Origin of the sequence: Pseudomonas rubra (genome assembly GCF_028656935.1) — a bacterium.
Lineage (GTDB): Bacteria > Pseudomonadota > Gammaproteobacteria > Pseudomonadales > Pseudomonadaceae > Aquipseudomonas > Aquipseudomonas rubra.
Window position 1 is genome coordinate 94,284 of sequence record NZ_JAMDGZ010000043.1, and the last position, 19,731, is coordinate 114,014.

Genomic DNA, 19,731 nt, shown 5'->3' on the forward strand with positions numbered 1-19,731 from the left:
GGGTAAAGGTGTGCAAGAGTTGATCGGGGCGGTAGGAGAGCTGTCGCCAAAGGAACGCAAAGCCTTGGCGGTTCTGCTGAAACAAAAAGGTATCGATCTCTTCAGTGTCGCGCCGGTATTCAAGCGAAACGCCAGTGAGCCGCTGCTGCTGTCCTATGCCCAGGAGCGGCAGTGGTTTCTCTGGCAACTGGAACCGACCAGCACCGCCTACCATGTCCCCGCTGCGCTGCGTTTACGCGGCCAGCTGGACATTCAGGCGTTGCAGCACAGCTTCAACACCCTGATCGCTCGTCACGAAACCTTGCGCACCACCTTCGCGTCGACCGCAGACGGCGCCCGCCAGGTGATTCATGCCCAGTGGCCGCTGCTGATCGAGGCGCAAACGCTGCCAGCGGATAACCCGGCGCAAACCCAGGAGCGGCTCGATGCCTGGTTGGCCGGGCACAGCCAGCAGCTGTTCGACCTGCAGGCCGGCCCGCTGTTGCGGGTCGGCTTGTTGCGCCTGGCCGCTGATGAGCATGTGCTGGTACTGACCCAGCACCATATTGTTTCTGATGGCTGGTCGATGCAGGTCATGGTCGACGAGCTGGTACAGCTGTACGCCGCCTACGCGGGTGGCACGCAACCTGTGCTGCCCGCGCTGGCGGTGCAGTACGCCGATTTCGCCCTGTGGCAACGGCAGTGGATGGAGGCGGGCGAGCGTGACCGCCAGCTTGTCTACTGGAAGGACCGACTCGGTGGTGAGCAGCCGGTGCTGGCGCTGCCGCTTGATCATCCGCGGCCACTGGAGCAGAGCTTTCGCGGGGCGCGCCATACCCTGGTGCTCGAACAGCGGCTGGGCAATGCCCTCAAGCAACTGGCCCAGCGCCAGGGCGTCACCTTGTTCACCCTGTTGTTGACCAGCTTCCAGGCCTTGCTCCACCGCTACAGCGGCCAGGCGGACATCCGTGTCGGCGTGCCGGTTGCCAACCGCACCCGCGGCGAAATCCAGGGCTTGATCGGCTTTTTCGTCAACACCCAGGTGCTCAAGGCCGAGGTCGACGGCGCGGCGCGCTTCAGCGACCTGCTGGCCCAGGTCAAGCAGGCGTTGGTCGAGGCCCAGGCGCACCAGGACCTGCCGTTCGAACAGTTGCTCGAAGTGCTGCACCCCGAACGCAACCTGAGCCGCAGCCCGCTGTTCCAGGTGATGTACAACCATCAGAGCGACGCCCAGGCCAGCAAGACCGCGCAACTGCCGGGGCTGACCGTGGACAGCGTGGTGCTGCCGCGCACCACCGCGCAGTTCGACCTGACCCTGGACACCCATGAGTCGCCCGAGGGCCTCAGTGCAGCGTTGTCCTATGCCCTGGACCTGTTCGAGGCGCCGACCATCGAAGCCATGGGCCGACACTGGTGTAACCTGCTGGAGGCCATTGTTGCCAATCCCGAGCAGCGGATTGGCGAGTTGCCGATGCTCGATGCGGATGAGCTGAGGACGACGCTGAGCGACTGGAACCCGGCCACCCGCGACTGGCCCGGCACTGGCAGCCTGCACGGCTTGATCGCTGCCCAGGCCGCGCACCGCCCCGAGGCCATTGCCCTGAGTTTCCAGGGCCAGCAACTGAGCTACGGCGACCTCAACCGCCAGGCCAACCGCCTGGCCCACCGTTTGATCGAACAGGGCGTAGGCCCCGAGGTGCGGGTTGGCCTGGCCTGCGAGCGTGGCTTTGCCATGCTGGTGGGGCTGCTGGCGATCCTCAAGGCCGGCGGCGCCTATGTGCCGCTCGACCCGCAGTACCCGCAGGACCGCCTGGCCTACATGATCGACGACAGCGGCATTGCTCTGGTGCTGGCCGAGCCTGGCTTGCTGGCCAGCCTGCCACTGCCCCAGGGCTTGGCCGTGCTGACGCTGGGCGAGTCGCTGGAGGGGTATGCCGAGCATGATCCTGTTGTGCCGCACGATCCGGACAACCTGGCGTATGTGATCTACACCTCCGGTTCCACCGGCAAGCCCAAGGGCACCTTGCTCACCCACCGCAACGTGTTGCGCCTGTTCAGTGCCACCCAGGCCTGGTTCAACTTCGGTGCGCAGGATGTCTGGACCCTGTTCCACTCCTACGCCTTCGACTTCTCGGTCTGGGAAATCTTCGGCGCCCTGACCCTGGGCGGGCGCCTGGTAATCGTTGCGCACGAGGTCAGCCGCTCGCCAGAGGCATTCTTCGAGCTGCTGTGCCGCGAGCAGGTCACGGTGCTCAACCAGACGCCGTCGGCGTTCCGCCAGTTGCTGCCGGTGGCTTGCGCGCCGGAGCACGGGCAGCGCGCCAATGCCTTGCGTTATGTGGTGTTTGGCGGCGAGGCGCTGGAGGTCAACCAGCTGCGGCCATGGTTCGAGCGTTTCGGCGACCGTGCCCCGCAACTGATCAACATGTATGGCATCACCGAAACCACCGTGCACGTGACCTACCGGCCGCTGTCGCTGGCCGATCTGGGCCAGGGCGCCAGCAGCCCGATCGGCGAGCCGATCAGCGACCTGTCCTGGTACTTGCTCGACGGCGAACTCAACCCGGTGGCCAAGGGTTGCACCGGCGAGCTGTACATCGGCCGCGCCGGCCTTGCCCGGGGTTACCTGAACCGCGCGGACCTGTCGGCAACGCGCTTTATTCCCGATCCCTTTGCCGCTGACGGTGGCCGCCTGTACCGCACCGGCGACCTGGCCCGTTACCGGCGTGACGGGGTGATCGAGTACGTCGGGCGCATCGACCAGCAAGTGAAAATCCGCGGCTTCCGCATTGAACTGGGTGAAATCCAAGCGCGCCTGCAGGCTGCCGCCCAGGTGCGCGAAGCCCTGGTGCTGGCCCAGCCCGGGCCGAGCGGCCAGCAGTTGGTGGCCTATGTGGTGGCACAGAGCGCGCCGGTTGATCCGGGCCAATTGCGCGAAACCCTCAAGCAGGGGCTGAAGCAGGACCTGCCGGACTACATGGTCCCGGCGCATTTGCTGTTCATCGAGCAGTTGCCGCTGACCAGCAACGGCAAGCTCGACCGCAAGGCCTTGCCACTGCCCGATGCCAGCCAGTTGCAACTGGCCTACGTGGCGCCACAGAGCGAACTGGAGCAGCGCATCGCCGCGATCTGGCAGGAGGTGCTCAAGCTTGAACGGGTCGGCCTTAGCGACAACTTCTTCGAGCTCGGTGGCGACTCGATCATCTCCATCCAGGTGGTCAGCCGCGCCCGCCAGGCGGGGATTCGTTTCACTCCCAAGGAGCTGTTCCAGCACCAGACTGTGCAGGGCCTGGCCAGCGTCGCGCAGTTGGGCGAGGGCGGGCCGCTGATCGATCAGCGCCCGGCCAGTGGCACGGCCGAACTGCTGCCGATCCAGCAGGTGTTCTTCGCCAGCAACACCCCCGAGCCGCAGCACTGGAACCAATCGGTGCTGCTAAAACCTGCCAGCCGTTTGCAGGTGCCGGTCTTGCAGCGCGCGCTGCACGCGCTGATCGAGCAGCACGATGCCTTGCGCCTGAGCTTCAGCCAGGGCGACCAGGGCTGGGGCGCCGAATTCATGCCAGCACCCGCGGTAGAGGATGTGCTCTGGCAGGTCGAGGCCGACAGCCTTGAGGCCGTGGAGGCCCTGGGCGAGCGCGCTCAACGCAGCCTCGACCTCGGCGACGGTCCACTGCTGCGCGCACTGCTGATCAACCTGGCCGATGGCGAACAGCGCTTGCTGCTGGTGATCCATCACCTGGCGGTGGATGGCGTGTCGTGGCGGGTGTTGTTTGACGACTTGCAAAGCGCTTATCGCCAGGCGCAGTCGGGGCAGACGCCGACGCTGCCGGCACGCACCACTTCGGTCCAGGCCTGGGCCGAACAGCTGCGCGAGTACGCCCGCAGCCCGGCCTTGCAGGCCGAGCTGGGTTACTGGCAAGGCCAACTGGCCGGCGCCGACGGCGCCTTGCCGCTGGACCACCCCAACGGCGGGCGGCAGAACAAGCTGGCGCGCAGCGTGCACAGCCAGCTCGACCGCGACACCACCCGGCGCCTGTTGCAGCAAGCCCCGGCGGCCTACCGCACCCAGGTCAACGACCTTTTGCTGAGCGCCCTGGCGCGGGTGCTGACGCGCTGGACCGGCAGCGATTCGCTGCTGGTGCAACTGGAAGGCCATGGCCGCGAAGAGCTGTTCGACGGCGTCGACCTGACCCGCACCGTGGGCTGGTTCACCAGCATGTTCCCGGTGCGCCTGCGCCCGGCCGAGGGGCTGGGCGACTCGCTCAAGCAGATCAAGGAACAGCTGCGGGCGATCCCCAACAAGGGCCTGGGCTACGGCGCGCTGCGCTACCTGGGCGATGACCAGGCGCAGACGGCGCTGAGCGCGCTGACCCAGGCGCAAGTGACCTTCAACTACCTGGGCCAGTTCGATGGCAGCTTTGACCAGTCGACGGCGTTGTTCCGGCCCACCGGCGAAGCCCGGGGCGCAGAAAAAAGTGCCGAGGCCTTGCTCGGCGAAACCTTGAGCATCAACGGCCAGGTCTACGATGGCCAGTTGAGCCTGGGTTGGACCTTCAGTGGCGAGCAGTTCGACAGCGCGACCATCCAGCGCCTGGCCGATGCCTACGCGCTGGAGCTGGCGGCGCTGGTCGAGCACTGCTGCCAGCCGCAGGTGCACGGCGTGACGCCGTCGGACTTCCCCCTGGCGCGCCTGAACCAGGCCCAGCTCGACAGCCTGCCGATCCCGGCGGCGCAACTCGAAGACCTCTATCCGCTCTCGCCAATGCAGCAGGGCATGCTGTTCCACACCCTGTACGAGCAGAGTGCTGGCGACTACATCAACCAGATGCGCATCGCTGTCGACGGCCTCGACCCTCAGCGCTTCCAGCAGGCCTGGACCCAGGCCGTGCAGGCCCACGCGGTGCTGCGTAGCGGCTTCCTCTGGCAAGGGCTGCAACAACCGCTGCAGTGGGTGGACAAGGCTGCGCAAGTGCCGTTCATCGAGCATGACTGGCGCGACCAGCCGGACCTGGAGGCGGCCCTTGAAGCGTTGGCCCAGGCCCAGCGTCAGCAAGGTTTTGACCTGAGCAACCCGCCCTTGCTGCGCCTGGTACTGGTGCGCACCGGCGACAACAGTTACCACCTGATCTACACCAACCACCATGTGCTGATGGATGGCTGGAGCAACTCGCAACTGCTCGGCGAGGTGCTGCAGCGCTACAGCGGCCAGGCCCTGTCGGCCCCGCAGGGCCTGTACCGCGACTACATCAGCTGGTTGCAAGAACAGGATGCCGAAGCCTGCGAGCGCTTCTGGAAAGCCCAGACCCAGAACCTTGCGCAGCCGACCTTGCTGGCACGTGTCTGCACTGCCGGCGGTGTGCTGGAGCCAGGTTATGGCGACTATCGCAGTGTCCTGGATGCTGAGCGAACACAGCGTCTGGGCGCATTTGCCAAGCGCGCCAAGGTCACTGTCAACACAGTGTTGCAGGCGGCCTGGCTGCTGCTCTTGCAGCGCTACAGCGGGCAGTCGACGGTGTGCTTTGGCGCCACGGTTTCCGGGCGCCCGGCCGAACTCAAGGGTGTCGAGCAACAGATCGGCCTGTTCATCAACACCTTGCCGGTGATTGCCACGCCGCGCCCGCAGCAGACGCTCGACAGTTGGTTACAGGCCGTGCAGGCGCAGAACCTGGCCTTGCGTGAGCAGGAACATACGCCGTTGTTCGATATCCAGCGCTGGGCCGGGCAGGGTGGCGAGGCGCTGTTCGACAACATCCTGGTGTTCGAGAACTACCCGGTGGCCGAGGCCCTGCAACAGGCCTCGCCCCAAGACTTGCGTTTCGGCGACATCAGCAACCGCGAGCAGGCCAACTATCCCTTGACCCTGGCGGTGAGCCTGGGCGAGTGTCTGGCCTTGCACTTCAGTTACGACGGCAGCTGTTTCGATGCCGGGCTGGTGGCCCAGCTGGATCGGCACCTGGTCAACCTGCTTATGCAGATGGTCGAGGCCAAGGCGGCGATGCCGCTGTCCGAACTGCAATTGCTGCAGGCCGGGGAGCAACTGCAGACCCTGACCGAATGGAACCCGGCCACCCGCGACTGGCCCGGCACTGGCAGCCTGCACGGCTTGATCGCCGCCCAGGCGGCGCGCCGCCCCGAGGCCATCGCCCTGAGTTTCCAGGACCAGCAGCTGAGCTACGGCGACCTCAACCGCCAGGCTAACCGCCTGGCTCACCGTTTGATCGAGCAGGGCGTAGGCCCCGAGGTGCGGGTTGGCCTGGCCTGCGAGCGTGGCTTTGCCATGCTGGTGGGGCTGCTGGCGATCCTCAAGGCCGGCGGCGCCTATGTGCCGCTCGACCCGCAGTACCCGCAGGACCGCCTGGCCTACATGATCGACGACAGCGGCATCGCCCTGGTGCTGGCCGAGCCTGCACTGCTGGCCAGCTTGCCGCTGCCCCAGGGGTTGGCGGTGCTGACGCTGGGTGAAGCGCTGGACGCTTATGCCGAGCATGACCCTGTTGTGCCGCACGACCCGGACAACCTGGCGTATGTGATCTACACCTCCGGTTCCACCGGCAAGCCCAAGGGCACCTTGCTCGCCCACCGCAACGTGTTGCGTCTGTTCAGTGCCACCCAGGCCTGGTTCAACTTCGGCGCGCAGGATGTCTGGACCCTGTTCCACTCCTACGCGTTCGACTTCTCGGTCTGGGAAATCTTCGGCGCGCTGACCTTGGGCGGGCGCCTGGTGATCGTTGCGCACGAGGTCAGCCGCTCGCCAGAGGCATTCTTCGAGCTGCTGTGCCGCGAGCAGGTCACGGTGCTCAACCAGACGCCGTCGGCGTTCCGCCAGTTGCTGCCGGTGGCTTGCGCGCCGGAGCACGGGCAGCGCGCCAATGCTTTGCGTTATGTGGTGTTTGGCGGCGAGGCGCTGGAGGTCAACCAGCTGCGGCCATGGTTCGAGCGTTTCGGCGACCGTGCCCCGCAACTGATCAACATGTATGGCATCACCGAAACCACCGTGCACGTGACCTACCGGCCGCTGTCGCTGGCTGACTTGGGGCAGGGCGCCAGCAGCCCGATCGGCGAGCCGATCAGCGACCTGTCCTGGTACCTGCTCGATGGTGAACTCAACCCGGTGGCCAAGGGCTGCACCGGCGAGCTGTACATCGGTCGCGCCGGCCTTGCCCGGGGTTACCTGAACCGCGCGGACCTGTCGGCAACGCGCTTTATCCCCGATCCCTTCGCCGCTGACGGCGGCCGCCTGTACCGCACGGGCGATCTGGCGCGTTACCGGCGCGACGGGGTGATCGAGTATGTCGGGCGTATCGACCAGCAAGTGAAGATCCGCGGCTTCCGTATCGAGCTGGGTGAAATCGAAGCGCGCCTGCAAGCGGCCCCACAAGTGCGTGAAGCCCTGGTACTGGCCCAGCCCGGGCCGAGTGGCCAGCAACTGGTGGCCTATGTGGTGGCGCAGAGCACGCCGGCTGATCCGGGCCAGTTGCGCGAAACCCTCAAGCAGGCGCTGAAGCAGGACCTGCCGGACTACATGGTGCCAGCGCACCTGCTGTTCATCGAGCAGTTGCCGCTGACCAGCAACGGCAAGCTCGACCGCAAGGCCTTGCCGCTGCCCGATGTCAGCCAGCTGCAACAGGCCTACGTGGCGCCGCAGAGCGAGCTGGAACAACGCATCGCCGCGATCTGGCAGGAGGTGCTCAAGCTTGAACGGGTCGGCCTTACTGACAACTTCTTCGAGCTGGGCGGGCACTCGCTGCTGGTGGTCAACGTGGTCTCGCGCATCCAGCTGGAGGAGGGCCTGAAGCTGTCCCCGCAACTGCTGTTCCAATACCCGACCCTGGGCACTTTTGTCGAGCAACTGGCCGAATCCGGTGAGCAATTGAATACGTCGAAACTGAACAAGCTGGAAAGCCTGCTTGATGAAATGGAGGAAGTTTGATGGACGCAGGTGTCGCTGCACGAATTGCCAAGCGCTTCATCACACTGCCTTTGGACAAGCGCAAACTGTACCTGGAGAAGATGCTCGCAGAGGGTGTTTCTCCGGCCAACCTGCCGATACCTGAAACCCGTGCAGAGCTTGTCCACATTCCCCTGTCCTATGCCCAGCAACGCCAGTGGTTCCTCTGGCAGCTGGAGCCGCAAAGCCCGGCGTACAACCTGTCGATGGCGTTGCGCTTGCACGGTGAGTTCGATGCCGCAGTGCTTGAGCGCTGCCTGAACCAGCTGGTGGCCCGCCATGAAAGCCTGCGCACCCGTTTTGTCAGTGACCAGCAGCACACCGTGCAGGTCATTGCACCTGCACTGCACGTGCCGGTTGTGCTGAGCGAGCAACCGTGCCCGCAGGCCGAGCGCGCAGCGCTGATCAAGGCCTTCGTCAATCGCCAGGGCCAGCAGTTGTTCGACCTTGCGACAGGCCCGCTGTTGCAGGTCGACCTGCTGCGCCTGGCCGACGACGACCAGGTGCTGGTCCTGACCCAGCATCACATCATCAGCGATGGGGTCTCGCTGCAGATTCTGCTCAAGGAGCTGATCCAGCTCTACGCCGGGGCGGTCCAGGGTCAGGCGCCAAGCCTTGAGCCCCTGCCGATCCAGTACGCCGACTACGCCATCTGGCAGCGCCACTGGATGGAAGCGGGTGAGCTGGAGCGGCAACTGAGCTACTGGAAAGCGCACCTGGGCGATGAGCAACCGGTGCTCGAGCTGCCCACCGACCACCCACGCCCGGCGTTGCAAAGCTTGCGCGGCGGCCAACACAGCGTGCAATTGGACGCCGGGCTGAGCCGCGGCTTGCAGCAACTGGCCCAGGCGGAAAACGCGACGCTGTTCATGGTCTTGCTGGCGGCCTTGCAACTGCTGTTGCAGCGCTATAGCGGCCAGCACGATATCCGTATCGGCGTGCCAATGGCCAACCGCAATCGGGTCGAAACCGAAGGCTTGATCGGCTTCTTCGTCAACACCCAGGTATTGCGCGGGCAGGTCGACGAACAGGACGACTTTCTGGCCTTGCTGCGCCAGGCGCGGGCCTCGGTACTGGGCGCACAAGCCCATCAGGATCTGCCATTCGAACAACTGGTCGATGCCCTGCAACCTGCGCGCAGCCTGAGCCGCAATGCGCTGTTCCAGGTGATGTTCAACCACCAGCGCGAAGCTGCCAGCGACCGCAGTACGCCTGGGTTGAGTCTGCCGGGGCTGCGCCTGGAAGGGTTGCATCAGGACAACCCGACGGCACAATTCGACCTGACCCTGGATACCTTCGAGCACGAGGGCGGGCTGTCGGCCACCTTCAACTATGCCGCCGACCTGTTCGAGGCAAGCAGCATCGAGCGCATGGCCGGGCACTGGCAGCGCTTGCTGCAGGCAATTGTCGCCACCCCGCGGCAACGCCTGGGCGAGCTGGCGATGATTGACCCTCAGGAGCACCAGACGGTGTTGCAGCAGGGCGTGGAAGCGACGCCGGTGGCCGGTGCCGATGCCTGCGTGCACCAGTTGATCGAGCGCCAGGCCCGGCGCCAGCCGCAGCAGCCGGCCGTGCTGTTCGAGCAGCAAAGCCTGAGTTTCGCCGCGCTGGACCGCCAGGCCAATGCGCTGGCCCATCGCTTGCGGGCGCAGGGGGTTGGCGCGGATTGCCGGGTCGGTGTTGCCCTGGAACGCGGCCCGCAACTGCTGGTGGCGGTGTTGGCGGTGCTCAAGGCCGGCGCCGCCTACCTGCCGCTGGACAGCAGCTATCCGCGCGAGCGCCTGGCCTACATGGTCAAAGACAGCGGCCTGGTGCTGCTGTTGACCCAGTCCCGGCTGCTGGCGCACCTGCCGGCCAGCGATGGGGTGCAGACGCTGGTGCTCGATGCCCTGGACGACAGTTTCACTGACCTGGCGGACAGCGCACCGGCCGTTCATGTCGAGCCGGACAGCCTGGCCTATGTGATCTACACCTCCGGCACCACGGGGCAGCCCAAGGGGGTCGGGGTCAGCCACCGCGCCCTGGCCATGCACTGCCAGGCGGCTGCCCGGGTCTATGGCCTGAGCGCAGCCGACTGCGAGCTGCAGTTTGCCTCGCCCAGCTTCGATGCGGCCTGGGAGCAGATGTTCATGCCGCTGATCTGCGGTGCCCGGATTGTGCTCGGCGACGTCGGCCAGTGGTCGGCGGAGCGTCTGTGCGAGGTTATTGCCGAGCAACAGGTGACGGTGCTCGACCTGCCGCCCGCCTATCTGCTACAGCAGGCGGCGGTGCTGCGTGAATTGCAGCGCACGGTGCAGGTGCGGGTCTGCATTCTCGGTGGCGAGGGCTGGGACCGGCATACCCTGGAAGCACTCGAGGTCGTGCGTGCCGAGCAATTGTTCAACGCCTACGGGCCGACTGAAGCGGTGATCAGCCCGCTGATCTGGCGCCATGACGCCAGTGACCGGTTCAACGGCTACGCGCCTATCGGCCAGCAAGTCGGGCAGCGTTCGGTGCTAATTCTCGACAGCAGCCTCAACCTGCTGCCCGCCGGGCATGTCGGCGAAATTCACCTGGGGGGCGTGGGCCTGGCCCGTGGCTACCTGAACCGCCCGGGCCTGACGGCGCAGAGTTTCATTCCGGATCCTTATGCCAGCAAACCCGGTGGCCGCCTGTACCGTACCGGCGACCTGGGCAGCCGACGTGCCGATGGCGTCGTCGAGTACCGCGGGCGCAGCGATGAACAGGTGAAAATCCGTGGCTTGCGCATCGAGTTGGGCGAGATCCAGACGCGCCTGCAAGCTGCACCGCAAGTGCGCGAAGCCCTGGTGCTGGCCCAGCCTGGGCCGAGCGGCCAGCAACTGGTGGCCTACGTGGTCGCACAGCATGCGCCGGCCGATCCAGGTCAATTGCGTGAAACCCTCAAGCAGGCGCTGAAGCAGGACCTGCCGGACTACATGGTGCCAGCGCACCTGCTGTTCATCGAGCAACTGCCGCTGACCAGCAATGGCAAGCTCGACCGCAAGGCCTTACCACTGCCCGATGCCAGCCAACTGCAACAGGCCTACGTGGCGCCGCAGAGCGAGCTGGAACAACGCATCGCCGCGATCTGGCAGGAGGTGCTCAAGCTTGAACGGGTCGGCCTTAGCGACAACTTCTTCGAGCTCGGTGGCGACTCGATCATCTCCATCCAGGTGGTCAGCCGCGCGCGCCAGGCGGGAATTCGTTTCACTCCCAAAGAACTGTTCCAGCACCAGACTGTGCAGGGCCTGGCCAGCGTCGCGCAGCTGGGCGAGGGCGGGCCGCTGATCGATCAGCGCCCGGCCAGTGGCACGGCTGAACTGCTGCCGATCCAGCAGGTGTTCTTCGCCAGCAACACCCCCGAGCCGCAACACTGGAACCAGTCGGTGTTGCTCAAGCCTGCCAGCCGTTTGCAGGTGCCGGTCTTGCAGCGGGCGCTGCACGCGCTGATCGAGCAGCACGATGCCTTGCGCCTGAGCTTCAGCCAGGGCGCACAGGGCTTGCGCGCCGAATTCAAGCCAGCACCCGCAGTAGAGGATGTGCTCTGGCAGGTCGAGGCCGACAGCCTTGAGGCCGTGGAGGCCCTGGGCGAGCGCGCCCAGCGCAGCCTCGACCTCAGTGAAGGCCCGCTGCTGCGTGCACTGCTGATCAACCTGGCCGATGGCGAACAGCGCTTGCTGCTGGTGATTCATCACCTGGCGGTGGACGGCGTGTCGTGGCGGGTGCTGTTTGAAGATCTGCAAAGCGCCTATCGCCAGGCGCAGTCGGGGCAGGTGCCGACGCTGCCGGCACGCACCACCTCGGTCCAGGCTTGGGCCGAACAACTGCGCGAGTATGCCCGCAGCCCGGCCTTGCAGGCCGAGCTGGGTTACTGGCAAGGCCAGTTGGCCGGCGCCGACGGCGCCTTGCCGCTGGACCACCCCAACGGCGGGCGGCAGAACAAGCTGGCGCGCAGCGTGCACAGCCAGCTCGACCGCGACACCACCCGGCGCCTGTTGCAGCAAGCCCCGGCGGCCTACCGCACCCAGGTCAACGACCTGCTGCTGACCGCCCTGGCGCGGGTGTTGACGCGCTGGACCGGCAGCGATGCGCTGCTGGTGCAACTGGAAGGCCATGGCCGTGAGGAACTGTTCGACGGCGTCGACCTGACCCGCACCGTGGGCTGGTTCACCAGCATGTTCCCGGTGCGCCTGCGCCCGGCCGAGGGCCTGGGCGACTCGCTCAAGCAGATCAAGGAACAGCTGCGGGCGATTCCCAACAAAGGTCTGGGCTACGGCGCGCTGCGCTATCTGGGCGATGACCAGGCACAGGCGGCGTTGAGCGAGCTGACCCAGGCGCAAGTGACCTTCAACTACCTGGGCCAGTTCGATGGCAGTTTTGACGACTCAGCCGCGCTGTTCCGCCCCACCGGCGAAGCACGGGGCCTGGAGCAGAGTCCCGAGGCATTGCTCAGTGAAGTGCTGAGCATCAACGGTCAGGTTTACGACGGCCAGCTGAGCCTGGGCTGGACCTTCAGCGGCGAGCAGTTCGACAGCGTGACCATCCAGCGCCTGGCCGATGCCTACGCGCTGGAACTGGCGGCGCTGGTCGAGCACTGCTGCCAACCCCAGGTGCACGGCGTGACGCCGTCGGACTTCCCCTTGGCACGTCTGAACCAGGCCCAGCTCGACAGCCTGCCGATCCCGGCGGCGCAGCTCGAAGACCTCTATCCGCTTTCGCCGATGCAGCAGGGCATGCTGTTCCACACCCTGTACGAGCAGGGCGGCGGTGACTACCTCAACCAGATGCGCCTGGACATCGACGGCCTCGATCCGCAGCGTTTCGAGCAAGCCTGGCAGGCGGCCGTGGACGCCCAGGAGATTCTGCGCACCGGGTTTGTCTGGCAAGGCGAACTGCAACAGCCGTTGCAACTGGTACAGCGCCAGGTGCAGGTGCCGTTCACCGCGCTGGACTGGCGTGACCACCCGCAGCTGCCGCAGGCCCTGCAGTCACTGGCCCAAAGCGAGTACGCCAAGCCCTTCGACATGAGCGTGGCACCCTTGCTGCGCCTGGTTCTGGTGCGGATATCTGCCAGCGCCTACCACCTGATCTACACCAATCACCACATCCTGCTCGATGGCTGGAGCAACTCACAACTGCTGGGCGAGGTACTGCAGCGCTACAACGGCCAAGCCCCGGCACCGCGCAGCGGCCATTACCGGGACTACATCGCCTGGCTGCAGCAGCGCGATGCCCAGGCCACCGAGCAGTTCTGGCGTACGCAACTGGCCAAGGTCCAGGAACCGACCCGGTTGTCCAGGTCGATTGCCCGCGAACCCGGGCAGTACAGCGGCCATGGCAACCACTACCAGTGGATCAGCGCGGAACGCACCCAGGCCCTGGGCGACTTCGCCCGGGCTCGCAAGGTCACGGTCAACACGTTGGTGCAGGCGGCCTGGTTGCTCCTGCTGCAACGCTACACCGGGCTTGATTGTGTTTGCTTCGGTGCGACGGTGTCGGGCCGACCTGCCGAGCTCAAAGGCGTCGAGCAGCAGATCGGCCTGTTCATCAACACCTTGCCGGTGATTGCCCAGCCACGCCCGGAACTGAGCGTCGAGCAGTGGCTGCAGCAGGTCCAGGCCTGCAACCTGGCCCTGCGTGAGCAGGAGCACACGCCGCTGTTCGATATCCAGCGCTGGGCCGGGCAGGGTGGCGAGGCGCAGTTCGACAACATTCTGGTGTTCGAGAACTACCCGGTGGCCGAAGCCCTGCAACAAAGCGCCGCCGATGACTTGCGCTTCGGCGAGGTCGGCAACTACGAACAGACCAACTACCCGCTGACCCTGTCGGTGAACCTCGGCCAGACCATGGCCTTGCACTACAGCTTCAACCAGGCGGATTTCGCCGAGGTCAGCATCGAGCGCCTGGCGCGGCACCTGGCGGCACTGCTCGAAACCATGATGCACAGCCCGGAGCAGTTGCTGTCGCAGCTGAATCACCTGGGTGAAGAGGAGCGTCAGCAGTTACTGGTGGCGTTTAACGACACCGCCACCGTCTACCCGCTGGAGCAGAGCATTCAGCACCTGATCGAAGCCCAGGTGGCACGCACGCCCCAGGCTCCGGCCTTGCTGTTCGGCGAGCAGGTGCTCAGCTACGCCCAGCTCAATGCCCGGGCCAACCGCCTGGCGCACCGGCTGATCGAGCAGGGCGTGGGCGCCGATGTGCTGGTCGGCATCGCCGCCGAGCGCAGCCTGGAGATGGTCATTGGCCTGCTGGCGGTGCTCAAGGCCGGTGGCGCCTATGTGCCGCTCGATCCAGAGTACCCGCAGGAACGCTTGGCCTACATGTTCGAGGACAGCGGCATTGCCTTGCTGCTGACCCAGGCGCCGCTGCGCAAGCAACTGCCGCTGCCGGCCGGTCTTAACGTCCTGCTGTTAGAGGATGCCCTGGACGGCTACGCCGAAGACAATCCCGAGGTGGCGGTGGATGCCGAAAACCTCGCCTACGTGATCTACACCTCCGGTTCCACCGGCAAGCCCAAGGGCGCCGGCAACCGTCACGCGGCGCTGACCAACCGGCTGTGCTGGATGCAACAGGCCTATGGCCTGGACGCCCGCGACACGGTGCTGCAGAAAACCCCGTTCAGCTTCGACGTGTCGGTGTGGGAGTTCTTCTGGCCACTGATGACCGGCGCGCGCCTGGCCATTGCCGGGCCGGGCGATCACCGCGACCCGGCGCGGCTGGTGAGTTTGATCCAGCAGCACGAAGTGAGCACGCTGCACTTTGTGCCGTCGATGCTCCAGGCGTTTCTGCTCGACGAGCAGGTCGGCCAGTGCACGGGACTCAAGCGCATCGTCTGCAGTGGCGAGGCCTTGCCGGTGGATGCCCAGCAGCAGGTGTTCGCCAAGCTGCCGCAGGCTGGGCTGTACAACCTCTATGGCCCGACCGAGGCGGCCATCGACGTCACCCACTGGACCTGCCGCGAGGAAGGCGCCGACAGCGTGCCGATCGGTGAACCAATCGCCAACCTTGGCACCTATGTGCTCAGCGCCGATCTGGAGCCAGTGGCAGTGGGTGTGATCGGCGAGCTGTACCTGACTGGCGAAGGCCTGGCGCGCGGTTACCACCGTCGCCCGGGGCTGACCGCCGAGCGTTTCGTGGCCAGCCCGTTCGTGGCCGGTGAGCGCCTGTACCGCACCGGCGACCTGGCGCGGCAACGGCCGGACGGGGTGATCGAGTATGCCGGGCGTATCGATCACCAGGTGAAGATCCGCGGCCTGCGTATCGAGCTGGGCGAGATCGAGGCGCGCCTGCTGGAGCTGGCCGAGGTGCGCGAGGCGGTGGTGGTGGCCGCCAACGGCCCACGGGGGACCCGCCTGGTGGGCTACCTGGTCGCCAGCACGGCGCAGGAGGAAAGCCGCCTGCTCCAGCACATCACTGCGCAACTGGCGGTCAACCTGCCGGAGTACATGGTGCCGGCGCAGTGGGTGGTGCTTGCGCAGATGCCGCTAAGCCCCAATGGCAAGCTCGATCGCAAGGCATTGCCCGACCCGCAAGCCGGCGCTGGCGCGACTGAATACGTGGCGCCGCACACCGCCCTGGAGCAGACCCTGGCCGATATCTGGGCTGCCGTGCTGGAGCTTGAGCAGGTCAGCGTCAACGACAACTTCTTCGAGCTCGGCGGCGACTCGATCATCTCCATCCAGGTGGTCAGCCGTGCCCGCGCCGCAGGGATTGCCCTTTCACCCAAGGATATCTTCCAGCAGCGCACCATTGCCAAGCTGGCTCTGCTGGCCGAACAGGCCGGCAAGCTTCAACCCGCCGTGCCGGCCTTGCCGACGGCGGTCGCCTTGCACGCCTTGAGCGCGCAGCAGGTGGCGGCGCTGGAGCTGGATCATGAGCGGGTGAGCCATCTGTACCGGTTGTCGCCGATGCAGCAGGGCATGCTGTTCTTGTCGCTCAACAGCGATGCGCTGTACGTCAACCAGCTGTGCCTGCCGATTCAGGGCCTTGACGCCGAGCGTTTCAAGGCGGCCTGGATCGCCGTCAGCCAGCGCCATGACGCGCTGCGCACCGGCTTCTACTGGCAGGATCTGGACGAACCGGTGCAGTTCGTCATGGAGCAGTTGCTGCTGCCGATTCATGAACTGGACTGGTCGCAGCGCAGCGCCAGCAGCGAACAACTGCAGGCCCTTGCCGATGCCGATCGGCGCCTGGGCTTTGCCATGGACTGTCCGCCGCTGCAACGCCTGACCCTGGTGCGCACTGGCAGCAACAGCCACCAGTTGATCTGGACTTACCACCATATCCTTCTCGATGGCTGGAGTGTTTCGCAGCTGCTCGCTGAAGTACTGGCCCATTACACCGGGCAGGCGCTGGACCCGGTGGTGCCTTATGTCGATTACATCGCCTGGCTGCAACGCCAGGATCCGGTTGCCAGCGAAGCCTTCTGGCGTACGCAACTGGCCGGGTTGCCGGCCCCGACCTACCTGGCCAATGCCCAACCGGTGCGCGAGGGCGGCGCCGGTTACCAGGCCATCTACAGCCACTTCGGCGCGACGCACACCCAGCACTTCAAGGACTTTGCCAAAGCGCAGCAGGTGACCCTCAACACCCTGGTGCAGGCGGCCTGGCTATTGCTGCTCAGCCGTTACAGCGGTCAACAGCAGGTGGTGTTCGGCGCAACGGTGGCCGGGCGTCCGGTCAACCTTGAGCACTCGCAGCGCATGCTCGGCTGCTTCATCAACACCCTGCCGGTGATCGCCGATGTCGCCGCCCAGGCGGCAGTGGGTGACTGGCTGCGCGAGCTGCAGGACTACAACCTGGGCCTGCGGGAGCTGGAGTACACACCGTTGACCGACATTCAGCGTTGGGCCGGGCAACCTGGCCAGGCGCTGTTCGACACTATCATTGTGTTCGAGAACCACCCGGTGGAGCAAAGCCTGCAACGCTGGAGTGAAGAGTCGGTAAGCTTTGGCCAGAGTGAAAGTGCCGGCCTGACCAACCTGCCGATGGACCTGATGGTCACCCTTGAGGACGGCCTGGTCATCGAGTACGCCTACCTGCGCGAGTTCTTCGACGACGCTGTCGCCGATGCGATCCGCCAGGATATGGAAGGCCTGCTGCACGCCCTGTGCGCCAACGCTAAGCAGCGCCTGGGCAACCTTGGCCTGCCACGCGGGGCCGCACGTCCGTTGTTGGCCGGCGTGGTGCAAGCGCACGAGCCGCTGGTTCATCAACTGATCGGCGACCAGGTGCAGCGCCAAGGCATGCGGCCGGCGGTCAGCAGTGGCGGGCGGCAACTGAGCTTCCGCCAGCTCGATGACCAGGCCAATCGTCTGGCCCAGGCGCTGCTCGCCCAGGGCGTAGGTGCTGAAGTGCGGGTCGGCATCGCCTTGCCGCGCAGCGAACTGACGATCGTGGCGATGCTCGCGGTGCTCAAGGCAGGGGGCTGCTACGTTCCGCTGGACATCAGCCACCCGGCCGAACGCCTGGCCTACATGATGGCCGACTCGGGCATGGCCCTGTTGCTGTGTGACAGCAGCCTGAGCCCAGCGTTAGCGGTGCCGGCAGGGATGCGTCAGGTGCTGCTTGATCGCCTGGGGCTCAATGGGTTTTCGGACCAGGCCCCGCAGGTGAGCATCGACCCCGAGCACCTTGCCTATGTGATCTACACCTCCGGTTCCACCGGCCAGCCCAAAGGGGTGGCGGTGGCCTACGGGCCGCTGTCGGCGCACTGTCGCGCCATCGGTGAGCTGTATGCGATGAGCGCCGATGACTGCGAACTGCATTTCATGTCGTTTGCCTTCGACGGCGCCCAGGAGCGTTGGCTCACGGCGCTGTCCCATGGGGCGCGGCTGGTGGTGCGCGACGATGCCCTGTGGACGCCGGAAGAGACCTACCAGCAATTGCATGCCCAAGGGGTCAGCGTCGCGGCGTTCCCACCGGTGTACCTGCAACACCTGGCTGACCATGCTGAGCGGGTGGGTAATCCACCTGCGGTGCGCATCTACTGCTTTGGTGGTGACGCCGTTGCCGAGGCCAGTTTCGAGCGGGTCAAGCGCACCCTGGCGCCCCAGGCAATCTTCAACGGCTATGGGCCGACCGAAACCGTGGTCACTCCGTTGCTCTGGCGGGCCGGGCCGCAGCAGCGTTGCGAGGCCGCCTATGCACCGATCGGCAGCCTGGTCGGGCAACGCAGCGCACATGTGCTGGACGCCGATCTCAACCCCTTGCCGCCAGGCATCGCCGGTGAGTTGTACCTGGGTGGGCACGGGGTGGCGCGGGGTTACCTGGACCGTCCCGGGCTGAGCGCCGAACGTTTTGTCGCCGACCCGTTCAACGCCGGTGGCCGCCTGTACCGCACCGGCGACCTGGTGCGCGAACGCGCTGACGGGGTTTTCGACTACCTTGGACGTATCGATCATCAAGTCAAGATTCGCGGTTTCCGCATCGAATTGGGTGAGATCGAGGCGCGTCTTGGCGAGCAGGACGGGGTGGCCGAAGCGGTTGTGGTGACCCATGACAGCCCGCTGGGCAAGCAGTTGGTGGCCTATCTGGTGGCCAGTGCACCGACGGCAGCCAGCGGGCTCTGCGAGCAGGTACGCCAGGCACTCAAGGCGACGCTGCCGGACTACATGGTGCCGGCGCACCTGGTGTTGCTCGAGCGCATGCCGCTTTCGCCCAACGGCAAGCTCGACCGTAAGGCCTTGCCGGCGCCGCAGGTTGCCAGCGAACGGCAGTACCTGGCTCCGCATAGCGAACTGCAATGGGCGTTGGCCGAGATCTGGCAAGCAGTGCTCAAGGTCGAGCGGGTTGGCTTGAACGACAACTTCTATGAAATGGGCGGCGACTCGATTCTCAGCCTGCAGGTGGTTGCGCGCTCGCGCAGCCTGAAGAAGCTTGGTTTTAGCCTCAAGCTGCGCGACTTGGTGCAGAAACCGACGATCGCTGAACTCACCGCCAGCGATACGCCCAAGGCGGCCGGCCTGCTGTCGCTCAACAGCGATGCGCCGGGCAAGCCGACGCTGTTCTGCGTGCATGCCGGCTTCGGTACGGTGTTCGACTACGAACCTCTGGCCCGGCGTCTCGACTCGCACTGCAAGGTGCTGGCGATCCCCTGCCGGATGTTGTTTGACGCCACCTGGCGGGATGTCTCGCTAACCGCCATGGCCCGTGACTATGTTGCCCTGGTGCGCCAGCGTCAGGCCCACGGTCCCTATCATCTGCTCGGCTGGTCGCTGGGCGGCACCCTGGCCAGCCTGATGGCTGCCGAGTTCGAGGGCCAAGGCGAAACCGTGGCGTTTCTCGGCCTGGTGGACGGCTATGTGCCGGGTGGTGCCGAAGCGCTGCAGGTGGACAATTGGCAAGGCGACTTGCAGGACTTCCTCGACCTGCTGTCGCCGGGCCTTTCCCAGCAGTTGCCAACCCTGGCGCCCGCTGAGGCAGGTGTGGATTTTCAGGCCTTGTTCCAGCAGTTGCTGGCGCCGCTGCCGGCAGCGCAGGTGCAAGCCTCACGTTACCTGGCCATGGGGCCGGAGGAGCTGGCCAACCTGTTCGTCGTCGCCCGTCGGCTGATGGGCCTGTCCCGCGCCTTGCCAGCGTGTACTGCTGTCCAGGTGCCGGCCCACGCCTGGTGGACCCCTGGCCGCCAGACCGAGCGCGATGCGCTGGCCAGCCAGTTGGGCCAAGCGCAGTTGGCGAGCCAGACCATCGCCTGCGGGCACTTCCAGATTCCTCGCGACGAGCGCCTGCTGCAGGCGTTGCAACAGGCGCTGGAGCAGACCCAGGCATTGTTGTTGATCGATTAATCCGTATGAACCCGC

General features: G+C 65.8%; 2 protein-coding genes. Both read left to right on the forward strand.

Annotation, left to right across the window (positions count from 1 at the left end; translation table 11 throughout):
* The first annotated feature begins 10 nt into the window (after positions 1-10).
* A complete protein-coding gene (locus M5G17_RS18790; RefSeq protein WP_273894419.1) occupies positions 11-7,909 on the forward strand; it encodes a non-ribosomal peptide synthetase in 7,899 nt (2,632 codons plus the stop codon).
* A complete protein-coding gene (locus M5G17_RS18795; protein ID WP_273894420.1) occupies positions 7,909-19,716 on the forward strand; it encodes a non-ribosomal peptide synthetase in 11,808 nt (3,935 codons plus the stop codon). Before M5G17_RS18790 ends, M5G17_RS18795 begins: the two co-directional genes overlap by 1 nt.
* Positions 19,717-19,731: the final 15 nt, after the last annotated feature.